The sequence below is a fragment of the Desulfatiferula olefinivorans genome, from assembly GCF_054657895.1.
This window is the reverse complement of sequence record NZ_BAAHXV010000004.1, coordinates 116,123-134,734: the sequence shown is the minus strand read 5'-3', so window position 1 is coordinate 134,734 and position 18,612 is coordinate 116,123. Positions and strand designations below refer to the sequence as shown.

Annotated in this window: 14 protein-coding genes; 8 read left to right on the top strand and 6 right to left on the bottom strand. The window is 54.3% G+C overall.

Annotated features, from left to right (window positions below; genetic code table 11):
* The first annotated feature begins 31 nt into the window (after positions 1–31).
* The 6 genes from ACYQ11_RS04840 to ACYQ11_RS04815 all read left to right on the top strand — a co-directional run bounded on the left by ACYQ11_RS04840 (position 32) and on the right by ACYQ11_RS04815 (position 8,086).
* Positions 32–490: a hypothetical protein gene (locus ACYQ11_RS04840; RefSeq protein ID WP_459922620.1), complete on the top strand. Its 459-nt coding sequence runs from the start codon at positions 32–34 to the stop codon at positions 488–490.
* Between the two features lie 2 nt (positions 491–492).
* Positions 493–1,623, top strand: coding sequence for a hypothetical protein (locus tag ACYQ11_RS04835; protein ID WP_459922619.1), 1,131 nt, complete (start codon positions 493–495; stop codon positions 1,621–1,623).
* A gap of 9 nt (positions 1,624–1,632) precedes the next feature.
* On the top strand, positions 1,633–3,762 hold the full coding sequence (locus tag ACYQ11_RS04830; protein ID WP_459922618.1) for a hypothetical protein: 2,130 nt from the start codon (positions 1,633–1,635) through the stop codon (positions 3,760–3,762).
* Positions 3,759–5,513 (top strand): hypothetical protein, encoded by a 1,755-nt coding sequence (locus tag ACYQ11_RS04825; RefSeq protein WP_459922617.1) that lies wholly within the window; start codon positions 3,759–3,761, stop codon positions 5,511–5,513. The genes ACYQ11_RS04830 and ACYQ11_RS04825 overlap by 4 nt, the downstream gene beginning before the upstream one ends.
* A gap of 53 nt (positions 5,514–5,566) precedes the next feature.
* Positions 5,567–7,045, top strand: coding sequence for a hypothetical protein (locus ACYQ11_RS04820; protein ID WP_459922616.1), 1,479 nt, complete (start codon positions 5,567–5,569; stop codon positions 7,043–7,045).
* 300 nt (positions 7,046–7,345) lie between these two features.
* Positions 7,346–8,086 carry a glycerophosphodiester phosphodiesterase gene (locus tag ACYQ11_RS04815; protein WP_459922615.1) on the top strand — a complete coding sequence of 247 codons (741 nt, stop codon included), beginning with the start codon at positions 7,346–7,348 and terminating at the stop codon, positions 8,084–8,086.
* 323 nt (positions 8,087–8,409) lie between these two features.
* Here the strand turns inward: ACYQ11_RS04815 and ACYQ11_RS04810 are convergent, their stop codons facing one another.
* The gene (locus tag ACYQ11_RS04810) at positions 8,410–9,243 is read right to left on the bottom strand and encodes a GT-D fold domain-containing glycosyltransferase (RefSeq protein WP_459922614.1); all 834 of its coding nucleotides are present in this window, start codon (positions 9,241–9,243) and stop codon (positions 8,410–8,412) included.
* Between the two features lie 1,298 nt (positions 9,244–10,541).
* Between ACYQ11_RS04810 and ACYQ11_RS04805 the strand changes: the two genes are divergently transcribed.
* Together ACYQ11_RS04805 and ACYQ11_RS04800 are read left to right on the top strand one after the other, a co-directional pair.
* Entirely contained in the window at positions 10,542–11,948 is a 1,407-nt protein-coding gene (locus tag ACYQ11_RS04805) for a B12-binding domain-containing radical SAM protein (RefSeq protein WP_459922613.1), read from the top strand.
* Between the two features lie 69 nt (positions 11,949–12,017).
* Entirely contained in the window at positions 12,018–12,842 is an 825-nt protein-coding gene (locus ACYQ11_RS04800; protein ID WP_459922612.1) for a hypothetical protein, read from the top strand.
* A 44-nt stretch (positions 12,843–12,886) separates the two neighbouring features.
* Here the strand turns inward: ACYQ11_RS04800 and ACYQ11_RS04795 are convergent, their stop codons facing one another.
* The 5 genes from ACYQ11_RS04795 to ACYQ11_RS04775 all read right to left on the bottom strand — a co-directional run bounded on the left by ACYQ11_RS04795 (position 12,887) and on the right by ACYQ11_RS04775 (position 18,601).
* Entirely contained in the window at positions 12,887–14,191 is a 1,305-nt protein-coding gene (locus tag ACYQ11_RS04795; protein WP_459922611.1) for an OmpP1/FadL family transporter, read from the bottom strand.
* 275 nt (positions 14,192–14,466) lie between these two features.
* Entirely contained in the window at positions 14,467–15,246 is a 780-nt protein-coding gene (locus tag ACYQ11_RS04790; protein ID WP_459922610.1) for a hypothetical protein, read from the bottom strand.
* Between the two features lies 1 nt (position 15,247).
* Complete coding sequence (locus ACYQ11_RS04785) at positions 15,248–16,264, bottom strand: transketolase family protein (RefSeq protein WP_459922609.1); 1,017 nt, start codon at positions 16,262–16,264, stop codon at positions 15,248–15,250.
* A 37-nt stretch (positions 16,265–16,301) separates the two neighbouring features.
* Positions 16,302–17,150, bottom strand: coding sequence for a transketolase (locus ACYQ11_RS04780; protein WP_459922608.1), 849 nt, complete (start codon positions 17,148–17,150; stop codon positions 16,302–16,304).
* A gap of 194 nt (positions 17,151–17,344) precedes the next feature.
* Positions 17,345–18,601, bottom strand: coding sequence for an aminotransferase class III-fold pyridoxal phosphate-dependent enzyme (locus ACYQ11_RS04775; RefSeq protein ID WP_459922607.1), 1,257 nt, complete (start codon positions 18,599–18,601; stop codon positions 17,345–17,347).
* Positions 18,602–18,612 lie beyond the last annotated feature (11 nt).

The window sequence follows — 18,612 nt, the reverse complement described above, 5'->3', positions numbered from 1 at the left end:
GACGCCGTGAAGGATCGAGGTGTGACCCCCTATGAGGTATGAAGATTCGAAAATCTGGCTGTTTTCCTTTGCCGACCTGGCCTTTCTTCTGTTGATCGCCTTCACCCAGGCCTCGACCATGGGCAAAAAACCGGTTCATATCGGTGAAATCACCGTGCCCAAAGTGGTTGAAAACCGGAACGTGGCCTCGCTCGATCAACCGTTCGAGTCCATCCAGATCCGGGTACTCAAGCCCACCATTCCGGAAACCAACCCCTATCAGTTCGTGATCATGCGGGGCACCGAGGAATCCGTGGAGCCCGAACCGGTTTCCGTCCAGCAGCTGATCGACCGCCTGACCCTCATGAGGCAGGAGGGAAAACAGCGACCCATCCTGGTCCCGGATATTTTTTCCCTGAGCAAGGACACCCTGATGGCCATGTCCGTCATCGAGAAGGTCTATGAGGACGGCAATAAAATCACCATCCAGCGCACGGGCGGCTTGAACTGACCATGGCCATGATCCGGAGCATGCAGCAATACGGACGGGGAGCGGGACGGATTCCCATGCCCCGGGCCCTGGCCCGGACCCCCCGGAACGAATGGCCGGTCAGCCCGTCTCTGGTGATTTTCTTTCTGGCCGTACTGATCGTCGTCAGCCTCAAGGTCACCACGTCCAGCAAAAAGCTGTTCAAACTGACCCAGACCATCATCATCCTGCCCCAGACCGAGAAAGCTCCCGAACCCACCGTGCCGAAAAACATCCCGCTGATCAAGGTGCTCAAGGACGCAGCCAAAAAAACCGTGGAGCCCAAACGTCGGGAAATCCAAAAAATCGTTCCCAAAAAGATCGAGCCGAAAAAAATTACCCCCAAAAAAATCGAGCCCAAAAAAATTGATCCGCTCAAGGCCCTCCCGAAAAAAATCGAGCCCAGGGCCATCGCCCGAAACCAGATCAAGCCCCTTGCACCCGCTGCAAAAAAAATCGACGCAAGGCCCATTGAACCCAAACGCATCGACCCGATAAAGGCGCCGCTCCAGGCCCGGGCGGACATTCCTGCGGCCTTAAAATCCGTACCTCTCACGCCGCCCCCCACGGCGGCACGCGCCCCCCGGGTCACGGCCTCGGCTTCCACGTTCACCGCCATTCCCGAGATAACCCGAACGGGTCGGGCGGTGGCCGCGCCTGCGGGAAGCCCGGCTCCGGCGCCGCTGATCGCCTCCGCACCGGCCTCCAAAGACCCTCTGCCCACCCTGACCCAGTGGGAGGCGTATAAACCCCCGGTTCCGGCCGAAAAGGCCCCGGGCCTCCCGGCTGCCGGCCCCAGAATGGCCCCGGCCGCTCCCCAGGCGCCCATCCGGCACATCGCCCCGGCCGAAGAGGACGCCCCCGACGAAGACCTGGTAATCATCAAAAGCAGCCTCATCGGCAATTCCGAACGGGTCAAAACCCTCAAGCGGGCCATCATGAAAAAGGCCCGGAACATGGATCCGTCAAAAAGTCCCTACATCTATAAGGTCAGGGGCTATACCTGCACCCTTATCGTGGAGGACGGGGTCCAGGGGAAAATCATCATCGACTTTTCACCGGCCGACGCCCCCTTCGACGTGGTGTCGGCCCTTGAACGTATGTTACCCAGATAGAGGTTTACCATGACGTACAGACATCGTATGCTTGTCCTTTTTGTTGTCGCGGTCTTCGGCCTGAGCGCTTCTACCGCCCCGGCCCTGACGCCCATCACCGATACCGATCCGGCCTGGGAACAGCCCGGTCCGGCCCCGGCGGCGAAAAAGGCTCAGCCCACCACTTTCTCTCGAACCCGCCGGGCCAAAAACCCCGCCTACAGTGCGGAAAAAAAGACGCTGAACCCCGTGGTGAAAAAAGAGCCCCTGCCCGGGCCCGCCAAGGAAAAGCCCAGCGAATGGATTCCCAAAATCGGCAAACTCTATCTCAAGGACCAGCTGTCGGCCGAGGAACGGACCAACCTGTTCACCCTGCTTGAAAACCATCTGGGGATCCGTTCGGACGGCACCCTCGACCTGGTCACGGCCCGGGAAGCCCAGGCCGCTCTCAAAGAATACAGCGAAGATCCGGACAAACCTTTCAGCAACATCTACTTTGACGACAAACAGAACCTGACCGGCTACAACTACATTTATTTCGAAATGTGTGCCCTTTTCCGGAAAGCCGAGGCAAAACGGTTCAGAAACTACTTCGAACACGGTTTCTATCCCAACCGATCCCTGTTCACCCGGGAAGAGCACTACTACAAGGTCCTTTACTATTATCTGCTCATCGCCCAGGACGGACTGATCAACCGCATCACCGCCGCCGTCAACCGGTTGAACAAGACCCCCGACACGCCGCCCGATTTCGGCGCCGAGGACATCCTGACCTTCAACGCCGTCGTCAAGGTCTGCGCCGAGCTCGACGACCTGAGGATCAAGGGCGCCAAAGCCATCGAATCCCCTTACGAAAAGATCTTCTCCGCCGATGAACGGGCCTGGCTCAACGACAGCATCGGCTATTTTACCGATATCGACACCCACATCGCCCTGTTCAGCTACCCCTGGTTCCGTGCCAATGTCCCCTTGTCCATCAGTGCCCAGGTTATCGCCCACGACATCCGGGAGACCTGGATCGACCAGGCCCTGTCCCACCGGGCCATGCTCCCCCTGATGCTGTTCACCAACGACGGGGCCCGCCAGATGAGCGTTGAAAAACTGTTCAGCGACACCCTGAACAAACTGAAGCTCGACAACCGGGAAGTCGATGTGGTGGTGATGTCCGCCCTGAAAACCTGGCTTCGCAAACAGGTCGAACAGGGCATCAAGGTCGAGGACCGGATGAAATACAAGGAAATCCTCGACGAACTGGAGGTCTGTCCCTCGGGTTGGATTTTCTTCAACCTGTATTCCTGCCGCAAACCCCTGGAGGAAATGAAAGAGTACGCCAGAGTGTGGGACACCTATTCGATCACGCAGCGAAACGAGATTTTCAACAAAAAAGTCGCCTATCTGTACGCCGATGCCCTGGACAGGATCACCATCGTCTTTTCCGACCTGGAAAAACTGTTCGGCAAGGTCCAGGTGTTCGGCCAGGAACAGAAATCCACCAGCATCAACCATGTGTTTCACCGCTACCGGGGAGAAATCAGCTACTATTACGAATACCTCCAGTTCGGCCTGTATGACAGGGACCTGCCCCAGATCCGCTTTCCGCTGGCCAACTCGCGGAACAACTGCCTGTTCGATTTCAAGGCGGCCTTCGTCAAGGCCGACGACAAAAAGATCAACCACACGAATCTGCTTTACGCCTACGATCTTCTGTTCAAGGAACTGGCCGCCCAGGGCAAGATCAGCGACATCATGAAATTTGAAGAAGAACTGGAGACCTTCATTCACAACGAGCAGTACCAGCTCGGTTCCCTGGTCGCACACACCGATGACGACCGTTACGACATCTACCGGATCATCGCCAACACCTATCTGTCCAACAAGCAGCTTCAGACCCGGGCCCTCAAGGTGGCCGAAAAAAGCTACAGCCTGGCCCGGAACTATTATATGGCCGCCGCCCGGTCCGCCGGCTACGCCATGGGGGACATTCCCGGCGCATTGAACAACAACTGCACCGAGATCGACGATTTCGAACGCCAGTATGAATTCTACCAGGAAATCGCCCTGAAACTCGGCAAAAAAATCTGGCTGCTGCTCCCCAGTGAAGACATCCAGCTGTACAACCGACTCCAGAACCTGAGAAACCCCGAAGGATTTTTGTTATGATTCAGCGTCCCAAAGCCGCGCTCTGCCTCGCCCTGTTCGTCGTCTGTCTGTGCACGCGCGAAGGTCATGCGGCCTACCTCGATGATTTCAAAAAACGGGCGACCAGCATCTACCTGCTGCACACGGTCAAGCAGACGGCCCGAGCGCCTCAGGCCCGCAGCGCAGAGACACAGCACGGCGGCCTGATCCACGCCCGGGCGGACAGGGCCCATCTGGACATGATGTCCTATATCCCCGACCGGAGCATACTGCTGCCCTATGACGATGTTCAGACCATCGTCTCGCGTATTGAAACCCTGACCCGGAAGATCGAAATCACCAAGGAAGGAGAAGAGGCTCAGCGGATGGCCTTCGACATGGCTTACGAGTACTTTCTTCTCTACCTTCACTACCTTCATGAAAAGTACGGACTGACCCGATCGGCAGACCTGTCCATGTACGACGACATCCCCGTGACGGACAAGGAACTCGAACAGTACCTGACCCTGTCCGAATACTATCTCAAGGAATTTCTCAAGGGGGACGCCGTGGACGCGCCCGATGTGTTCGTCCAGGGCAAAACCCTGCTCCGGGCCACCGACGACGTCAGTTTCCCCTTCCGCACCCACACGGATCTTTACCTGAACGTGTACTTCCTGGCCATGATGCTCGAATGTGAAAAATTCGGGGGAAAGTGGGGAGACATCTCCCAAAGCGCCCTTTTGTCCGCCCAGTATGACAAGAAAACCTGGAACTGGCTGGACAGCCTGTGGAAACGGCACTTCAAGGCGGAAACCGGTTCCACGGCCTACACGCCCTCGGCCCGGACCCTGTATGCCTTGTACGAACTATACCTGCGGTACCATTTTTTCGGCCGCTACCTTCGGGATTTCAACGAAAACGATCCCCTGCTCGATTCCCAGACCCGGACCCTTCTCAATCGGCTCGCCGACCTTCAGAAACGCACCGGCCTTGGACGAAAAGGCTTTTACGCCCACTATACCCGGGAAGCCACCCGGGATCTGAACAACACCACCTTTCTGGTCAATCTCTACCTGGCAAGGCGGGGGTATTTCGCCACCCGGGACCTGAACTTTTCCCTGCCCCGCTATGAACTGTTCGAGCTGTATCACGCGCTTTACGACGGGGCGGCCGCCCGCATCACCTACAACATCCCCTACCGGAGCATCGTCTACAATGAACTGATTTTGTTCGGCATCGGCATCGACAACCTGCAACTGATGGAAGACGTGCTTTACCAGTACGGGGTTCTGTCCATGCGCCTTCAGGAAAGTGAAGACCCGTCCGACCCGAAAATCAAGGGTTCTTCCCGTTTGACTATGGCCTATTTACTTGCTAATATCCTCGACAAAAAACGCCGGTCGGGCCTTGATCAGAATTCCGATCAATATCGGGATATTGCCGAACAGCTGACCCCGATGCTGATTTCAAAGACCACCCAGCACTGGGAATACGCCTCGATCATTCACAGCGCCCTTGCGATGTTTTATTCCCGAAAAGAGGGCGCCTACAATGAATCCCTGGCCATGTACCACGCCAAACGGGCCTTCATGGCCCCCTGTGAAAAGGCGGCACTGACCCGTTCCGGGGACCCGGACGGCTGGTTGGCCTTTTTCGATCTTCCGGGCGCGGATGCCTACCTGAAGCTGTTTCTGGAATTTCAGAAAAAATACCAGACCAGCCCGGACGCGGTCACACCCAGGGAATTCAACGCCGACCGGATCATCAGACACATCAGCAAGGGTCTTTAAACGCACGGAAATGACGGGGCCGACACGGGCCCGTCAAGGAGAAAGAGACATCGATGAAGGATTCATTCACACGGCACCTGTTGACAATGGTTATGGTTCTTTCAACGGTTTTTTCCGCGGCGACGGCCACATCCGCCGATAGCGCCGACAAGATGCGGGAACTGAAATCATCCTACCTTCAGAGCATTTTTGACGATTGCCGGATTTTTCTTGAAGGGATTGAACTGTTCATCCGACGGGACTATCCCAAGTTCTGGCAGAACATCGAGGACGAGGCTCCCATCGCCCAGGATGAAATCGACCGGTATTCCAAGGAGCTCAAACACTTTGAAGGTCAGCTCGACGCCCTGTTCGAGGAATACGTCACCTTCAAGAGCACCTCGGGCAACAGTCCCGATGCCGGATCGGCCTTCTCCGATCTGGAACTCCAGATCTACCAGATGCTGGCCTATTCCTACATGAAAACCGGGGACTTTGCCATGTCCTACGATCTGTTGCAGAACAAGGACATTTTTTCCGGGAACTTCACCGTCAAGCTCATCGATATCGAAGGAAAACTCACCGATTTCCCCCTGACGGTCGAACTCAAACGCCTGTTCCGGATCATCAGCGGCAACCTGAATTTCCTGACCCTGCGCTTGAAATACTTTTTCCCCTCGGACATCCAGTACATCAACGCCTACCTGAAAATTCCCGACTATGACCGGGAAAGCCCGTTCAACAAGGCCTATTTCAGTTACTACAAGGGCGCCTTCACCGGCCTGGGGGAAAAGGAGGGGAACAGCATCCATTTCAGTGAAATCGTCCATTTCTTCAACCGCCGGAATTACAAAAACGTCTCCCGGGGGACCCGACAGACCCAGGACAACGCCCAGTACATCGCCACCTACCGGTTCCCCATCATCAAGGGAGAATACGGCATTGAGCTCAAGGACAACAAGATCCTCGCCGCCGTGTCCACGGACAACAAGACCCTGAACCTGGAACGACTCTGTGAATTCAAGGGCTTTGTGGTCACGGATTTCAAACGCCTGAAAAACGATGAGAGGAAAAACATCAAAAACGAAACCCTGATCAGCAAAGGCCTGTTTCTTGAAAAAACCGATATCCTGATCGACGACAACGACATCATGGCCACCAGTGCCCGGGATACGAAAAAACGGGTGCTTCTGGACTACGAAATGAGCAGGGACAACCTTAAAATCGGTGAGATGATCCGTTACGGGGTCTACAGGCTCTTCGAACAGGGAAAATACCTGGGCATGATCGAACTGGTGCCCTGTTACAAGGGTGAGGACTGTAAAAAACGCTCCATCGACAAAAGCATCACCCAAATCAAGGTCTACAACCACGAACTGATTTTCTACCAGGATATTCTCGATGCGGTTCAGGCCAACCGGAAGATGTACAGCAAGGGCAATTACACCCCGGGCATCTCGACGGACGTCGCCCCCGCCCCCCTTCCGACCCCGGCTCCGGCCCGGGTGCCCGACAAGGTTCATGTGGGCCGGGGCTGCGCCTCCGGCCGATAGCAACCCGCAACGCCGCTTGCCTCAAGGGATGCGGCGTTGTAGAGCCCATCTCAAAATTATTTTGTTGATGGTTGCCTCCGGCGGCCGGCTTTTAAAAAGCCGGGCAAATAGGTTTTTAATTCAACCTGTTGGCGCATGATGATGAAAGCTCCATAGACAGCCATTGTTTGTCGGCATACGAATAGGCTGACAAAATACAAAAAGACATGTTTGGCAACCTTTTCAAAGGGTTGTCCACGGGCAAGACCGCTGGAGGCACACAAAATCATTTTTTTTGAGATGGCTTGAAATGAGGTTCGTATGACCAGCCCCTCCTCCCAACCCCTTATCATCGCCCACCGGGGCTACCGGGCCCGTTACCCGGAAAACACTCTGGCCGCCTTCCGGGCCGCCTTGAATATCCCGACGGCCATGATCGAGCTGGATGTCTGCCTGAGCCGGGACCGGCAGCTTGTGGTCATCCACGACGAAACCCTTGACCGGACCACCAGCGGCCACGGCCCGGTTGCCGGGTTTACCCTGGCCGAACTTAAAACCCTGGACGCCGGACGCTGGTTTTCCCCGGTCTTTACCGGCGAACCGATCCCCACCCTTACCGAGGTCCTCGACCTCTGCCGGAACCGCTGCGCCCTCAACATCGAAATCAAACCCGAAGCCTTCGAAGCCCACCATCCCTCCGACGCCGTCGAGCGTCAGGTCATCGAATCCGTCACCGGCCGGTTCGACCCCCGATCGGTGATCATCTCCAGCTTCGAGCCCCGGGTCATCGAGCAGATCGCCCGCATGGCCGTCCCCGGCCTGCGCACCGCCCTTCTGACCGAACACCGGCCCTTAGACGACGCCCTGCTCGATTTCATGGTCCGCAACAACGTCTTTTCCTGGAACCCCGACCACCCCGTCCTCACCCCGGACCAGATCGCCCGGGCCCACCGTAACGGCTTAAAGGTCCTCACCTACACCGTCAACCACGGCCCCACCGGCCGGGCACTCCTCGCCATGGGCGCCGACGGCCTCTTCACCGACGAACCGCTTCTTTTCTGAAAAAACCGTGAAGAATACACGCATAACACTGATTTTTGTGACAGGTTTGGTGCTCTATAATAATCATAGAAGAATGTATGGGGAGGTCGAACTCTATATCGCTGGCAGGAATTGTTACCGGGAAGGTCCGGAAAAATTAAACAAATAAACTACCCCGCCGCAAGTGGACGGGGTATTGGACGCTTTTGAAAAAGCTTAGCAAAACTATGGCCTGCGGCGCCTTTTTTGAGCCCCATGAGGCTGGGTAATAAAACCTCGGCAGCGCAATAAAAAACAGATGATGGAAACAGTTGTTTCTGCTCAATCCAGCACAGAAGATTAAATCAAATAAACAACCGCCTGAAATAATAGTATATATCTTTATAACAAAATTTTATCTTAAACGAAAGGCTGTTGTCTCTGTGTTCCATGGGTAGCATATTGTTAATTCTGTGACCAAGCAATCTGATCCATTTACGAGACATATAACCTTCAACGGCATCTATCATTGACCCGATATCCAGAAGATGAATTTCTTTGTTAAGAACCCACAAACGTTTACAGATAACATTACTGGCCGCACCTGCGCTTGTAATGACGAGATCAACATCGTCGACATCTCGCTCAATCCCTGGCCACCACTCATCGATGCTGTTATATGCGTTTTTGATGGGGACTTGCACATAATAATGGATGGTTCCGTATAACTTTTCGGCAACATCCTTAGGTGTGCCTCCAATAAACATTTTTTTCTTGGGCCTGATATGTTCATCAAAAAAAAGGAGCGCCTTTCTGGTATGAAAAACCCCAGCGTAATGAAAACAAATGGCATTTTCATAACACATTTTTTTTGTGACTAATTTTTGCCCAACCAAAAAATCTTCCATTTCTTGGTTATGACCCACAATATTAAAAACACCTTTTGACGTTTTTCTTTCTTTGGGAGGATTTATAGCGCATGCAATCAAATATTGCGGATCATCAATCGTAAATGCTTCGATCAGCTCATGTGTCAATGCCTCGCTCGAAGTATAATTACAGTCGTCCTTCCCCTGCATGGATAATATTTCGCCATCTCCAAATCGGACGTAATAAAGCTTTTTATGTTTTCTCAAAAGATCGTTCAAGTCATTGAATGTCTCTTTTGCACATTTAGATTCTATCTTGATTGCATTCACTTTTTTCGAGCCTTCAAACCCATGAAATCTAATAATTCACTATTATCAAAAAAATAAGATGCGAACGACATGTCGCCCCATTTAAATGATTAATGCTTTATTTGTCAAAAACAAGATCCACAAAAAAAGGATGGGACGCATGGTACGCCACAGTGTTTTTCCCGTCAAGTCGTTTCCATGACATGAAGAAATAATTATTAGCATCGCTTGGAAACAGATAACAAATCAAGTCGTTCAGGGGAATCGCTTCAAAGCATGCCACGGAAACCCGGTGCCGCCAAACCCCGTCGGTAAACCACGATATCGGATTTGTCCGACTATCCAAGAACGAGCTCTGTGATCACAGATAGGCCCCACAGCCCAATGCCGTAAAATCCTAAACAACACTAAGGTCAAGCAACCGCCTCATCTAAGGCAGCTCGATTCCTGAAAAAAACATTTTCAAAGGCCGAAAATAAGAATTTCGAGGTCACGACGGCCGACCGGTTTTTCAAACAGACCCGCTATTTCACGGACTCGAAGATCATCGGATCCAAAGCATTTGTCAGCCGCATGTACGACCACTTCAAAGACCATTTCAAACACAAACGCGAAAAAATCCCCAATCCGATCAGCGGCCTATCGGGGGTCTATGCCCTGAGACGCTTTCCCTGAATCATTTCTCCCAATCAAAACGTCATGCCATCCACCATCCCTGGGATCGTTGTGCCTAAACGCCGGATGCATCGTAAAAATGAAGACCCGCTTGCTAAAAAAATTGCCCTGATTTCTTAGGGCCAGGGCCCTTCCCTGCTCCATGATTGACCTTGGCGCCTGTCGAATTTGATTCAAGGGGTGGTTGGGCGGTTAGGCAACGTTTTCAACCTGACCTTCTATCCTTATGATGACTTTTTACGAGTTCATCATCCTTTGACAGGGTATAATCTTGCTGGGCTAACCGTTTGAAATAATTAAAAAAAAATGTAAATGCGTAACACATTGAAATAATTGAAATAAATCCAGACTTTCGCTTGATAGTGTGTTATTGCTTTCTTCATGATATTAAACTGAGCCTTTTCAAATAAAGATTGGATATCCACACCGAAACCAGTTCGAGGCTCCATAGAGTCCCTCGAGCATTGGGTTCTATCTTTGATCGAACAGGTCAAGGCCCTGACGCAGAGGGGTGCTTACCTGGAAAATCAGCTGAATAAAAACTCGACGAATTCAGGTAAAACCGGCCTTGCCCATTTTATCTCCAGCACAAACCGTAAACACGCTGCTGAAATCGCAACCCGACTGCCCAGGAAACAGTAATTATGGCAACAAAACTCCCGCTGAACCTGCCCAACAACAGATCAGGCCAATCCGACCAGACGGATGTCCTGCTGATATACCCGTATTTTTATACCCATGCACCCAAAGCCATGCTTTTCCATCCCCTTGGCATCGCCCAGTTGGCCGCTGTTTTACGAAAGAACGCCCTGCACACCCACGTCATTGACTGCACATTTAAAAACCATGATGATGTTATTTCAAAAATTATCCATGCCAATCCCCGGATCGTGGGAATTTATGTGATGCTGTCCATGTCGGAAAACGCCATGACGCTTGCCGCCAATATCCGAAGCGCTCTCCCGGGAGCCCTTTTGACATGCGGTGGTCCGTTACCGACGTTGAAGCCCGAACATTTTTCAACGGCCTTTGACGTGGTGTTTCGCGGTGAATCGGATGTCTCTTTTCCCCGGTTTTGCCTGGATTATCTGCGATCAGAGCGTTCCCCGGATCGTCTTTCGGGATGTGGAACAAACCTCAAAAACTATCCGGGGATTTATTTTAACGATCATCAAAATGGCGCCGTGGTTCAGATCCCAAGCGAGTCTTCTGACAAAAACGCCCTTGACCGCCTTCCCATTCCCGACCGCGACGATTATGATCATTCAAACTATCAACAGTTCTGGCATGATCGGGAAGAGCTTTCACTGGCAAGTATCATGACAAGTTACGGGTGCCCGTTTGACTGCGATTTCTGTTCAAAACCTATCTTTGGGAATCGTCTTCGTCTTCGCCACATGGACAGAATTTTTGAAGAAATCCGGGATATCAAAGCCCGAGGGTACGAGGGACTCTGGATAGCCGATGACTGCTTCAGCCTCGATCCGGATCATACCCGGTGCTTTTGTCACCGTTTGATTTCGGAAAAACTGGATATGGCATGGTTTTGTCTGTCCAGGGTGGACAGAATTTCCCCGTCAGACATCGAACTGTGGCAGGATTCCGGGTGCCGGAAGGTCTTTTTCGGACTGGAGTCAGGCAATAATGACATCCTGAAATTAATGAACAAAAAGACCACGATCGATGACGCGCAAAAAACCATAGAACTGTTTGCCCAAAGCGATATCCGAACCGCCGGCTTTTTCATCGTGGGATACCCTGGTGAAACGTACGAAACCATCGAAAATACATTTGAATGGGCCCTTTCCCTGCCGCTTGATGAAGTCTCTTTCACCATTCCCTACCCGCTACCCGGAACACGGTTGTATGATCGGGTCATGCACGTGGACAAAACCCTTGACTGGACATTTGAAAATGAAAACCGGATGGTTTTTCAGTCCGAGTTTGACGAAGATTATTTAAAAAAACGTATTGAACGTGTCTATAAACAGTTCAACGACAGGCGTAAACCCAAGCAGGGTTCCGGTAACCCGTCCAAGTCAAAGCGATAAGGGCCCCGGATAAACATTTATCCCGGGTCCCCGAATGGTTTCAGGCCAGGTCACATATACGAGGTCAACGTGTTAGCTATTTCAGAAGATCTATTTCTCATGCACTCTTCGTCAACCGGAGAAGGGAAAACCAAAGGGATGGCAAAGGGCCTTACCCTTTGTCATCACAAGGAGGTATTTGCCGGAGAATGCGCCGGGTTCGGGCTTCCTGTGATAAAATCAGACAACCTGACCCTGTTCCCCTCTCTTTGGTCTTCAAAAGTGATAAGCCCCGAAACATTTGAAATCGTTTATCATCTGAATTTAATGGATACCTGGCAGATTTCAGGGGTTGCAGCCCCCTCTTATTTCAGGATCATGATGGAAAAACTGGTCGGTGTTTATATGAAGCGGCCCCTATGCCAGCCAATCGGTTTGAAAATCAGAAATGCCTTTTTCAAGCTTTTTCAGATTCGCAGCACGATGAAACCCGGCAAAAGTTATGGCTACTGCCGGGTCCGTTACACAGCAGAAGCTGATCGCTTGAAAATAAGCGTCAACGGGCAATCCCTCCGGCACCTTGGAGAACTGATTCTATTGAACGAAGTCCCTGGGACCTGCTTTCCGAGATTGAAATCGGCAACGGGTCTCCGGGAGGGTCATGATTTTCTGCCCTGGCAGGAATGCTCCATTGAAACAGCCATTGAAAATCCAGCCCTTCAGATCGGATACTATCTGTCTTTTCCGGGCGATGATCACCCGCAATGCGTTCAGATCGCCGCAGGCAAAGAGGTCGGCCGGGATCTCAACTGGGCGGGATTGGCCATTACCACTGAGCAGGCGGTGTTCACCTATCATGTCCATTTTTATAATCTGAAAAAACAGCCTTTTCCAATGACAGGAACGGGTGGTTGACGAATCTGCTGATTTCCCCGCAGGTGGCGCCGCAGGCAAAGCTCTTAAAATCCCACGTTGAATCCGACAGCCACGATGGTGGTGCTGTTTTTTGTGGCAATGGTCACGCCGGGGAGCTGAGAGTTGGTCAGGTCCTTGTCCTCCCAGAGGGTTCGGCCCAGGCTCAGGTTCATCACCACATGGTCCGTAAGGGAGTATGCGACTCCGCCTCCGATGTGCCAGTTGTCGGTGTACAGCACATCGTAGGACCCCAGGTTGGCCTCGTAGTATCCGTCGATGTCGTTCCACATGAAATGGGTGTAGGTGGCACCCGCACTGAAAAGAAGCGCCGGATTGAACCGGTAGGATGCCGTAAGCCCTGCGGACTGGGCGTCTCCGGCCATGTGGGCGATGTCCCGTCCGGCGCCATCGTTTCCCCAGTCGCAGTCCTTCTGGAACCAGTAGCTGTAATTGATCTCCGCATAGAGGGCGTCGGACAGGTCCCAGCCAAGGCCCAGGCCCAGCATGCCCGGCAGGTCCCGGGGATTTTTCTCGCCGTCGGTGAACAGACCCAGGAACGCCAGATCGTCACGGTTCACCGATGTTTCCAGATCCAGCCCCACCCTGGACAGGTACTGGAAGCCGAGATTGATTCGAGGCGTGAGGTTCACATTGACACCGGCCAGAAATCCCACACCGTCGGCCTCTTCATCAACATCGACGGTAAGGGGCGTCGGGTTGAATACGCCGCCGCCAAGGTCGGTGAGTCCGGTCAGGCCCGCCTTGATGTTGTTTTTCACCAGAATGTAACGCAGGCCGACGGCTGCGGAGACGGTCTCGTTGATTTTGTACGTTCCGCCGAAGGTCAGGGTGTTGTAGATGGATTCGGCTTTCAGAGACTCGCCGGTGTACCCGTCGAAAACCATGGCCTGTACCAGTCCCATTCCGATCATATCGGTTTCGATCGTCCCGTCCGGATAATCCGCCACCGCCCCGCCGCCGGGAATGTAATACCCGCCGAACAGGGCCCAGTTATCCTTGTTGTACGTCACGTAGACATTGGGAAGAAACCAGTCGGTGCCGTCCTGCTCATGGCTCTCGGGGCCCATGCCGTAGGCGGTGAGATCGTAGCTGTGCCTGGGTTTTCTCATCAGGGTCTGGTTGCCGATGTTGATCTGGAATCCGTCGGGAAGCTCGGTGATGCCGCCGGGGTTGTAGATCACGATGTCCGCCGCATCGGTGGCGGCGTTGCGGTTCCCAGTCCTGATCCATTCGGCGCTCATGTTGGACAGGTTGTCGATGTTGGCGAAAAGATTTCCGGCGGTTGCACATAGAAAGACAATGACACCACAAACACATTTTTTCAGCATGACAGGCCTCCTTGTGTCTCCCGGCAGTGTACCGAAAGGGATGAGAAATGGATGAAACCGACGTCCTACCTGTTGTGACTTTGAAAATTGTGCCTCCGGCGGCCCTTCCGGGGGACCGGATTTTAAAAATCCGGACAAACGGGTTGGGGAGTGATGATGCGACAGGGTGCATTGGAATGAACCCCATCGCCTGTTTTGTCAAACTTTTTCAAAAAGTTTGGCTCCCGGCAGGGCCGCCGGAGGCATTGAAATGTTTGTCAAGATACAGAGCCAAACTATACCACCAGGGCCTGGATGCGTTGCATGAAATCATTGAGATTCGCGCCGTATTCCGGTGAGCCTTCGATGGTGACCAGATTCCGGCCCACGGCTTCGACGAAGGCGATGTCGTTCAGCAAAATGGGCAGGGCGTCATCGACGCCGGCGAAACGGATGTGGACAAAGGGTCTGCGCCGGGTGTAGAAGCCTCGCCCCGCTTTGGTTTTTCCGGCTTTGACCCGGAGGTATGCGGCCATATCGTCTTCCTTGTCCACCGACATCTGGTAGATCCGGTCCGGCTGCTTGCCGGTCCAGGCGGCCATGGCCGGATCGCCGCCTTTGTTGTACTGGCTCAGGGCCGTGGTGATCATGTAGAGGATCATCTTGACTTTCAGTCGTTTTTTGTCCGGTGTCCTGGGCCGGGCCGTGGGCAGGAGAATCTTCATGGCCAGCAGCAGGGACACCACCCTGGCCAGAAGACGGATGTTTTTCACGCCTTTGATCATGGGGATCACCGATTTTCCCGCCAGAAAGGCGTTGAATTTTTCCGGTGAGCCAAAGGAGAAGGTGAGGTCGGCCGGCTCTCCCACGCCCTGTTCGATGGTCAGCTCCCCCCGATTGAACACCAGGGCGGCCCCCAGGCTTCCGGTTCCGTTTTTCGCCGTGAACTGGACACGGGCCGTGACGGATTCAAAACGTTTTTTCATGGCGGGGTCATCGGAGAGAACCACCTTCATGACCGGCAAAATGGCTCGAAGGATGATGCGTGTCGCAAGGAGGGTTCTGTCGTCAGCCATGTCACACCTCGTCTTCCCAGTCGTCGTCTTCCTCGAAGTCCCGGCCCATCACTTCCCTTACTTTTTCGATGATGCCGCTCGTGTCCATTTTGTAATGGGCGTAAAGATCTTCCGGGTAGCCGACCAGTGAGAATTCATCCTGAAGCCCGACTTTTTCAAAGGCGCAGCCCTTGCCGCTTGCGGCGATGACGTCGGCCACGGCCGAGCCCAGGCCGCCGATGACCGTGTGTTCTTCAAGGGTGATGATCCGCCGGGTGTCCACGACGGCCTTGAGAATGGCCGCCTGATCGATGGGTTTGAGGGTGTGGATGTTGAGAACCCGAACGCTCAGCCCGTCTTCCTCTTTCAGGACCTTGGCCGCTTCGGCCGCCTGGAGCACGGTGACGCCGCAGCAGATCAGCGTGATATCGGTGCCCTCATGGACGGTCACCGCTTTCCCGATCTCAAAGCCGTAGTCTTCGGACGGATAATAGGTGGGTTCGAATCCCCGGCCCACCCGGATATACACGGGGCCGGGATGCTTCACGCAGGCCCTGACCGCGTTGGCGGTTTCAATGCCGTCGGCGGGCACGATGACGGTCATGTTGGGAAAGGACCGCATGATGGCCAGATCCTCCTGGGCGTTGTGGGTGCTTCCCGCCGTTCCAAAGGAGATACCGCCGTGGGTGGCGATGATCTTGCAGTCGAGATTCTGGTAACAGATGTCGGTTCTGACCTGTTCGCAGGCCCGCATGGACACAAAGGCCGCCATGGTGGACACAAAGGGCAGCAGTCCCGATTTGGCAAGACCTGCCGCCACGCCGAACAGGTTCTGCTCGGCAATGCCCACGTTGAAAAAACGGTCCGGGTATTTTTCGCCGAACAGCCCGATTTTGGTGGAGTTGGCAAGATCTGCGGTGAGCCCCACGATGGCGGGGTGGGTTTCACCGAGTTCACATAAAACCCGGCCGTAAATCTCGGCCTGGGTCATTTTGTTGGCGTCGTAGACCGTCCAGGTCGTGCCTGTGACTTCGCTCATAAGATCTCCTTCGAATATCATCCTGAAAACAGGGGTATCAGTTGAGGGTCGCGCCGGCCATCCGGTCGATGGAGGCCCGGGCTGCCTCGGCCAGCCTGGAATCCATGCTGCCGTAATGCCATTTCACATTGTCTTCCATGTAGTCCACGCCTTTGCCTTTGACGGTGTTGGCGATGATGACCACTGGAGCGTCCGTGTGACCGTGGGCAAACTCGATGGCCTCGGCCAGTTCCCTGAAGCTGTGGCCGTCGATGTTTCTGACGGTGAATCCGAAGGCCTTCCACTTGTCGGCAAAGGGCTCCAGGGCCATGACGTCCTCGGTTTTCCCGTCGATCATCAGCCGGTTCCGGTCCACGAGGGTCACAAGGTTGGTCACCTTGAACATGGCAGCCGACATGGCCGCCTCCCAGACCGACCCTTCGTTGCACTCGCCGTCACCCAATATGCAGTAGGTCTTCCAGCTTTTTTTCTGGAGACGCGCCCCCAGGGCCAGCCCCACGGCCATGGACAGGCCGTGGCCCAGCGAACCGGTGGACACATCGACCCCCTTGACCTTGCGACCGTCCAGATGCATGCCGAAAGGGGACTTGAACTGGTTGAAGGTTCTGAGCATGTCAAAATCAAAATACCCCCGCCGGGCCAGAACCGGCGCATACCCCACCCCGCCATGGCCCTTGCTCAAAACCACCCGGTCCCGCTCGGCCATATCAGGGTTCGCCGGGTCGATGGCCAGGTACTTGAAATAAAGAATCACCAGAATCTCCACCATGCTAAGGCCTCCCCCGATGTGCGCCCCTCCGGCCCATTCAGTGACATCGACAATATCCTTACGTATCCCCCGCGCCCGTTCCTCAAGCGCCCTGATCTCCTGATCCGAAATGGCCATGTCGCCTCCTCCAGTCTATGATTTAAGGTGTGCCTCCGGCGGCCCTGCCGGGGGCCAAACTTTTTGAAAAAGTTTGACAAAACAAGTTTGGCAGGGGCACGGCATGCCGTGCCCCTGCCCATGATTTTTTTCAATCCATTTGCCCAGCTTTTTAAAAGCTGCCCCCCCGGGAGGGCCGCCGGAGGCCCAAAATCTTAAAATGCGTCCCCGTATTTTTCTTTAACCGCTTTAAAGGCCTGATCTGCGATAGCGAGGGTCTGGTTGATCACCGCCTCGTCGTGATGGGCCATGGATATAAACAGATTGTGGTGGGACTGGATGAAGGCGCCCCGTTTGGTGCATTCGGCGCACCAGTCCTGGTGCAGCATCAGGCTGTCGTCGTTGGCGATGCGGATGGTCGGCATGGAAAAGGCCCCGGAAATGGTGAGGGTATAGCCATAGGTTTTGGCGATATCCGCGATGCCCTCGAAGATGGTTTTACCGGTTTCGATCAATACCTTCGGGGCATCCAGGCGTTTCAGTTCCTTGAGGCAGGCCAGGGCCGCGGCCATGGGCACGGCCTGATACCAGTAGCTTCCCGTGTAAAAGACCTTGGCGGCTTCGTTTTTAAGGCTGTCTCTACCCACCAGGGCCGAGATGGCATAGCCGTTGGCCAGGGCCTTGCAGAAGCAGATCAGATCCGGCGTGAACCCGAAATACTCGCAGGACCCGCCCATGTGCAGTCGGAACCCGTGGCGGATATCATCGACGATCAACACGATGCCCTCGTTGTTGCAGATGGCCTGGATCTCCTGCCAGTAGCCTTCGGCGGGCAGTTCGCTGTCGAAGAAGGTGGGGACGTGGTAGGGGGTTGCAATGAATCCGGCAATGTCGGCCGGATGGTCGGCGATCGCCCGTTTGAACGCGCCCACGTCATTCCAGGGAATCCGGACGATGTTGGCGTAATCGTCCTCGACCACGCCGTGGTGGCCGGGGGCCTGCATCCAGGCCGCCACCCCGTGGTAACCGCCCTTAATCATCACGATCTTTTTCCGGCCCGTTGCGGACCGTGCGATCATGGTGGCGTAGTTGGTCACATCGCCCCCGTTTTTGGCAAAAAACGCCCACTGGGCCGCCGGGATGGTATCCACCAGATATTCGGCCAATTCCACCATGCGGGGCGAGGCGCACATGGTCAGGTTGGCGTCTTCAAGCTGTGCTTTGGCCGCCCCGTCCACCACGGGATGGTTGTAGCCGAGAATCATGGGGCCGTAGGCGCAAAGGTAGTCGATAAAAACATTGCCGTCGATGTCCGTGAACCGGGCGCCTTCCGATTTGACGGCATACATCGGATAATCGGTGGGGGGCATGTTGACCGTGGGGCTCATGTGGCCCGGAATCCCGCAGGGGATCACTTTGGCCGCCCGGCGGAACAGGTCCTGGGATTTGGTGTAGTGATAGGTTGATGTCATCGCTCATGCCT

Coding starts and splice junctions, on each gene's coding strand:
- ACYQ11_RS04840 (WP_459922620.1), top strand. CDS start 32: ATGAGGTATGAAGATTCGAAAATCTGGCTGTTTTCCTTTGCCGACCTG.
- ACYQ11_RS04835 (WP_459922619.1), top strand. CDS start 493: ATGGCCATGATCCGGAGCATGCAGCAATACGGACGGGGAGCGGGACGG.
- ACYQ11_RS04830 (WP_459922618.1), top strand. CDS start 1,633: ATGACGTACAGACATCGTATGCTTGTCCTTTTTGTTGTCGCGGTCTTC.
- ACYQ11_RS04825 (WP_459922617.1), top strand. CDS start 3,759: ATGATTCAGCGTCCCAAAGCCGCGCTCTGCCTCGCCCTGTTCGTCGTC.
- ACYQ11_RS04820 (WP_459922616.1), top strand. CDS start 5,567: ATGAAGGATTCATTCACACGGCACCTGTTGACAATGGTTATGGTTCTT.
- ACYQ11_RS04815 (WP_459922615.1), top strand. CDS start 7,346: ATGACCAGCCCCTCCTCCCAACCCCTTATCATCGCCCACCGGGGCTAC.
- ACYQ11_RS04805 (WP_459922613.1), top strand. CDS start 10,542: ATGGCAACAAAACTCCCGCTGAACCTGCCCAACAACAGATCAGGCCAA.
- ACYQ11_RS04795 (WP_459922611.1), bottom strand. CDS start 14,191: ATGCTGAAAAAATGTGTTTGTGGTGTCATTGTCTTTCTATGTGCAACC.
- ACYQ11_RS04790 (WP_459922610.1), bottom strand. CDS start 15,246: ATGGCTGACGACAGAACCCTCCTTGCGACACGCATCATCCTTCGAGCC.
- ACYQ11_RS04785 (WP_459922609.1), bottom strand. CDS start 16,264: ATGAGCGAAGTCACAGGCACGACCTGGACGGTCTACGACGCCAACAAA.
- ACYQ11_RS04780 (WP_459922608.1), bottom strand. CDS start 17,150: ATGGCCATTTCGGATCAGGAGATCAGGGCGCTTGAGGAACGGGCGCGG.
- ACYQ11_RS04775 (WP_459922607.1), bottom strand. CDS start 18,601: ATGACATCAACCTATCACTACACCAAATCCCAGGACCTGTTCCGCCGG.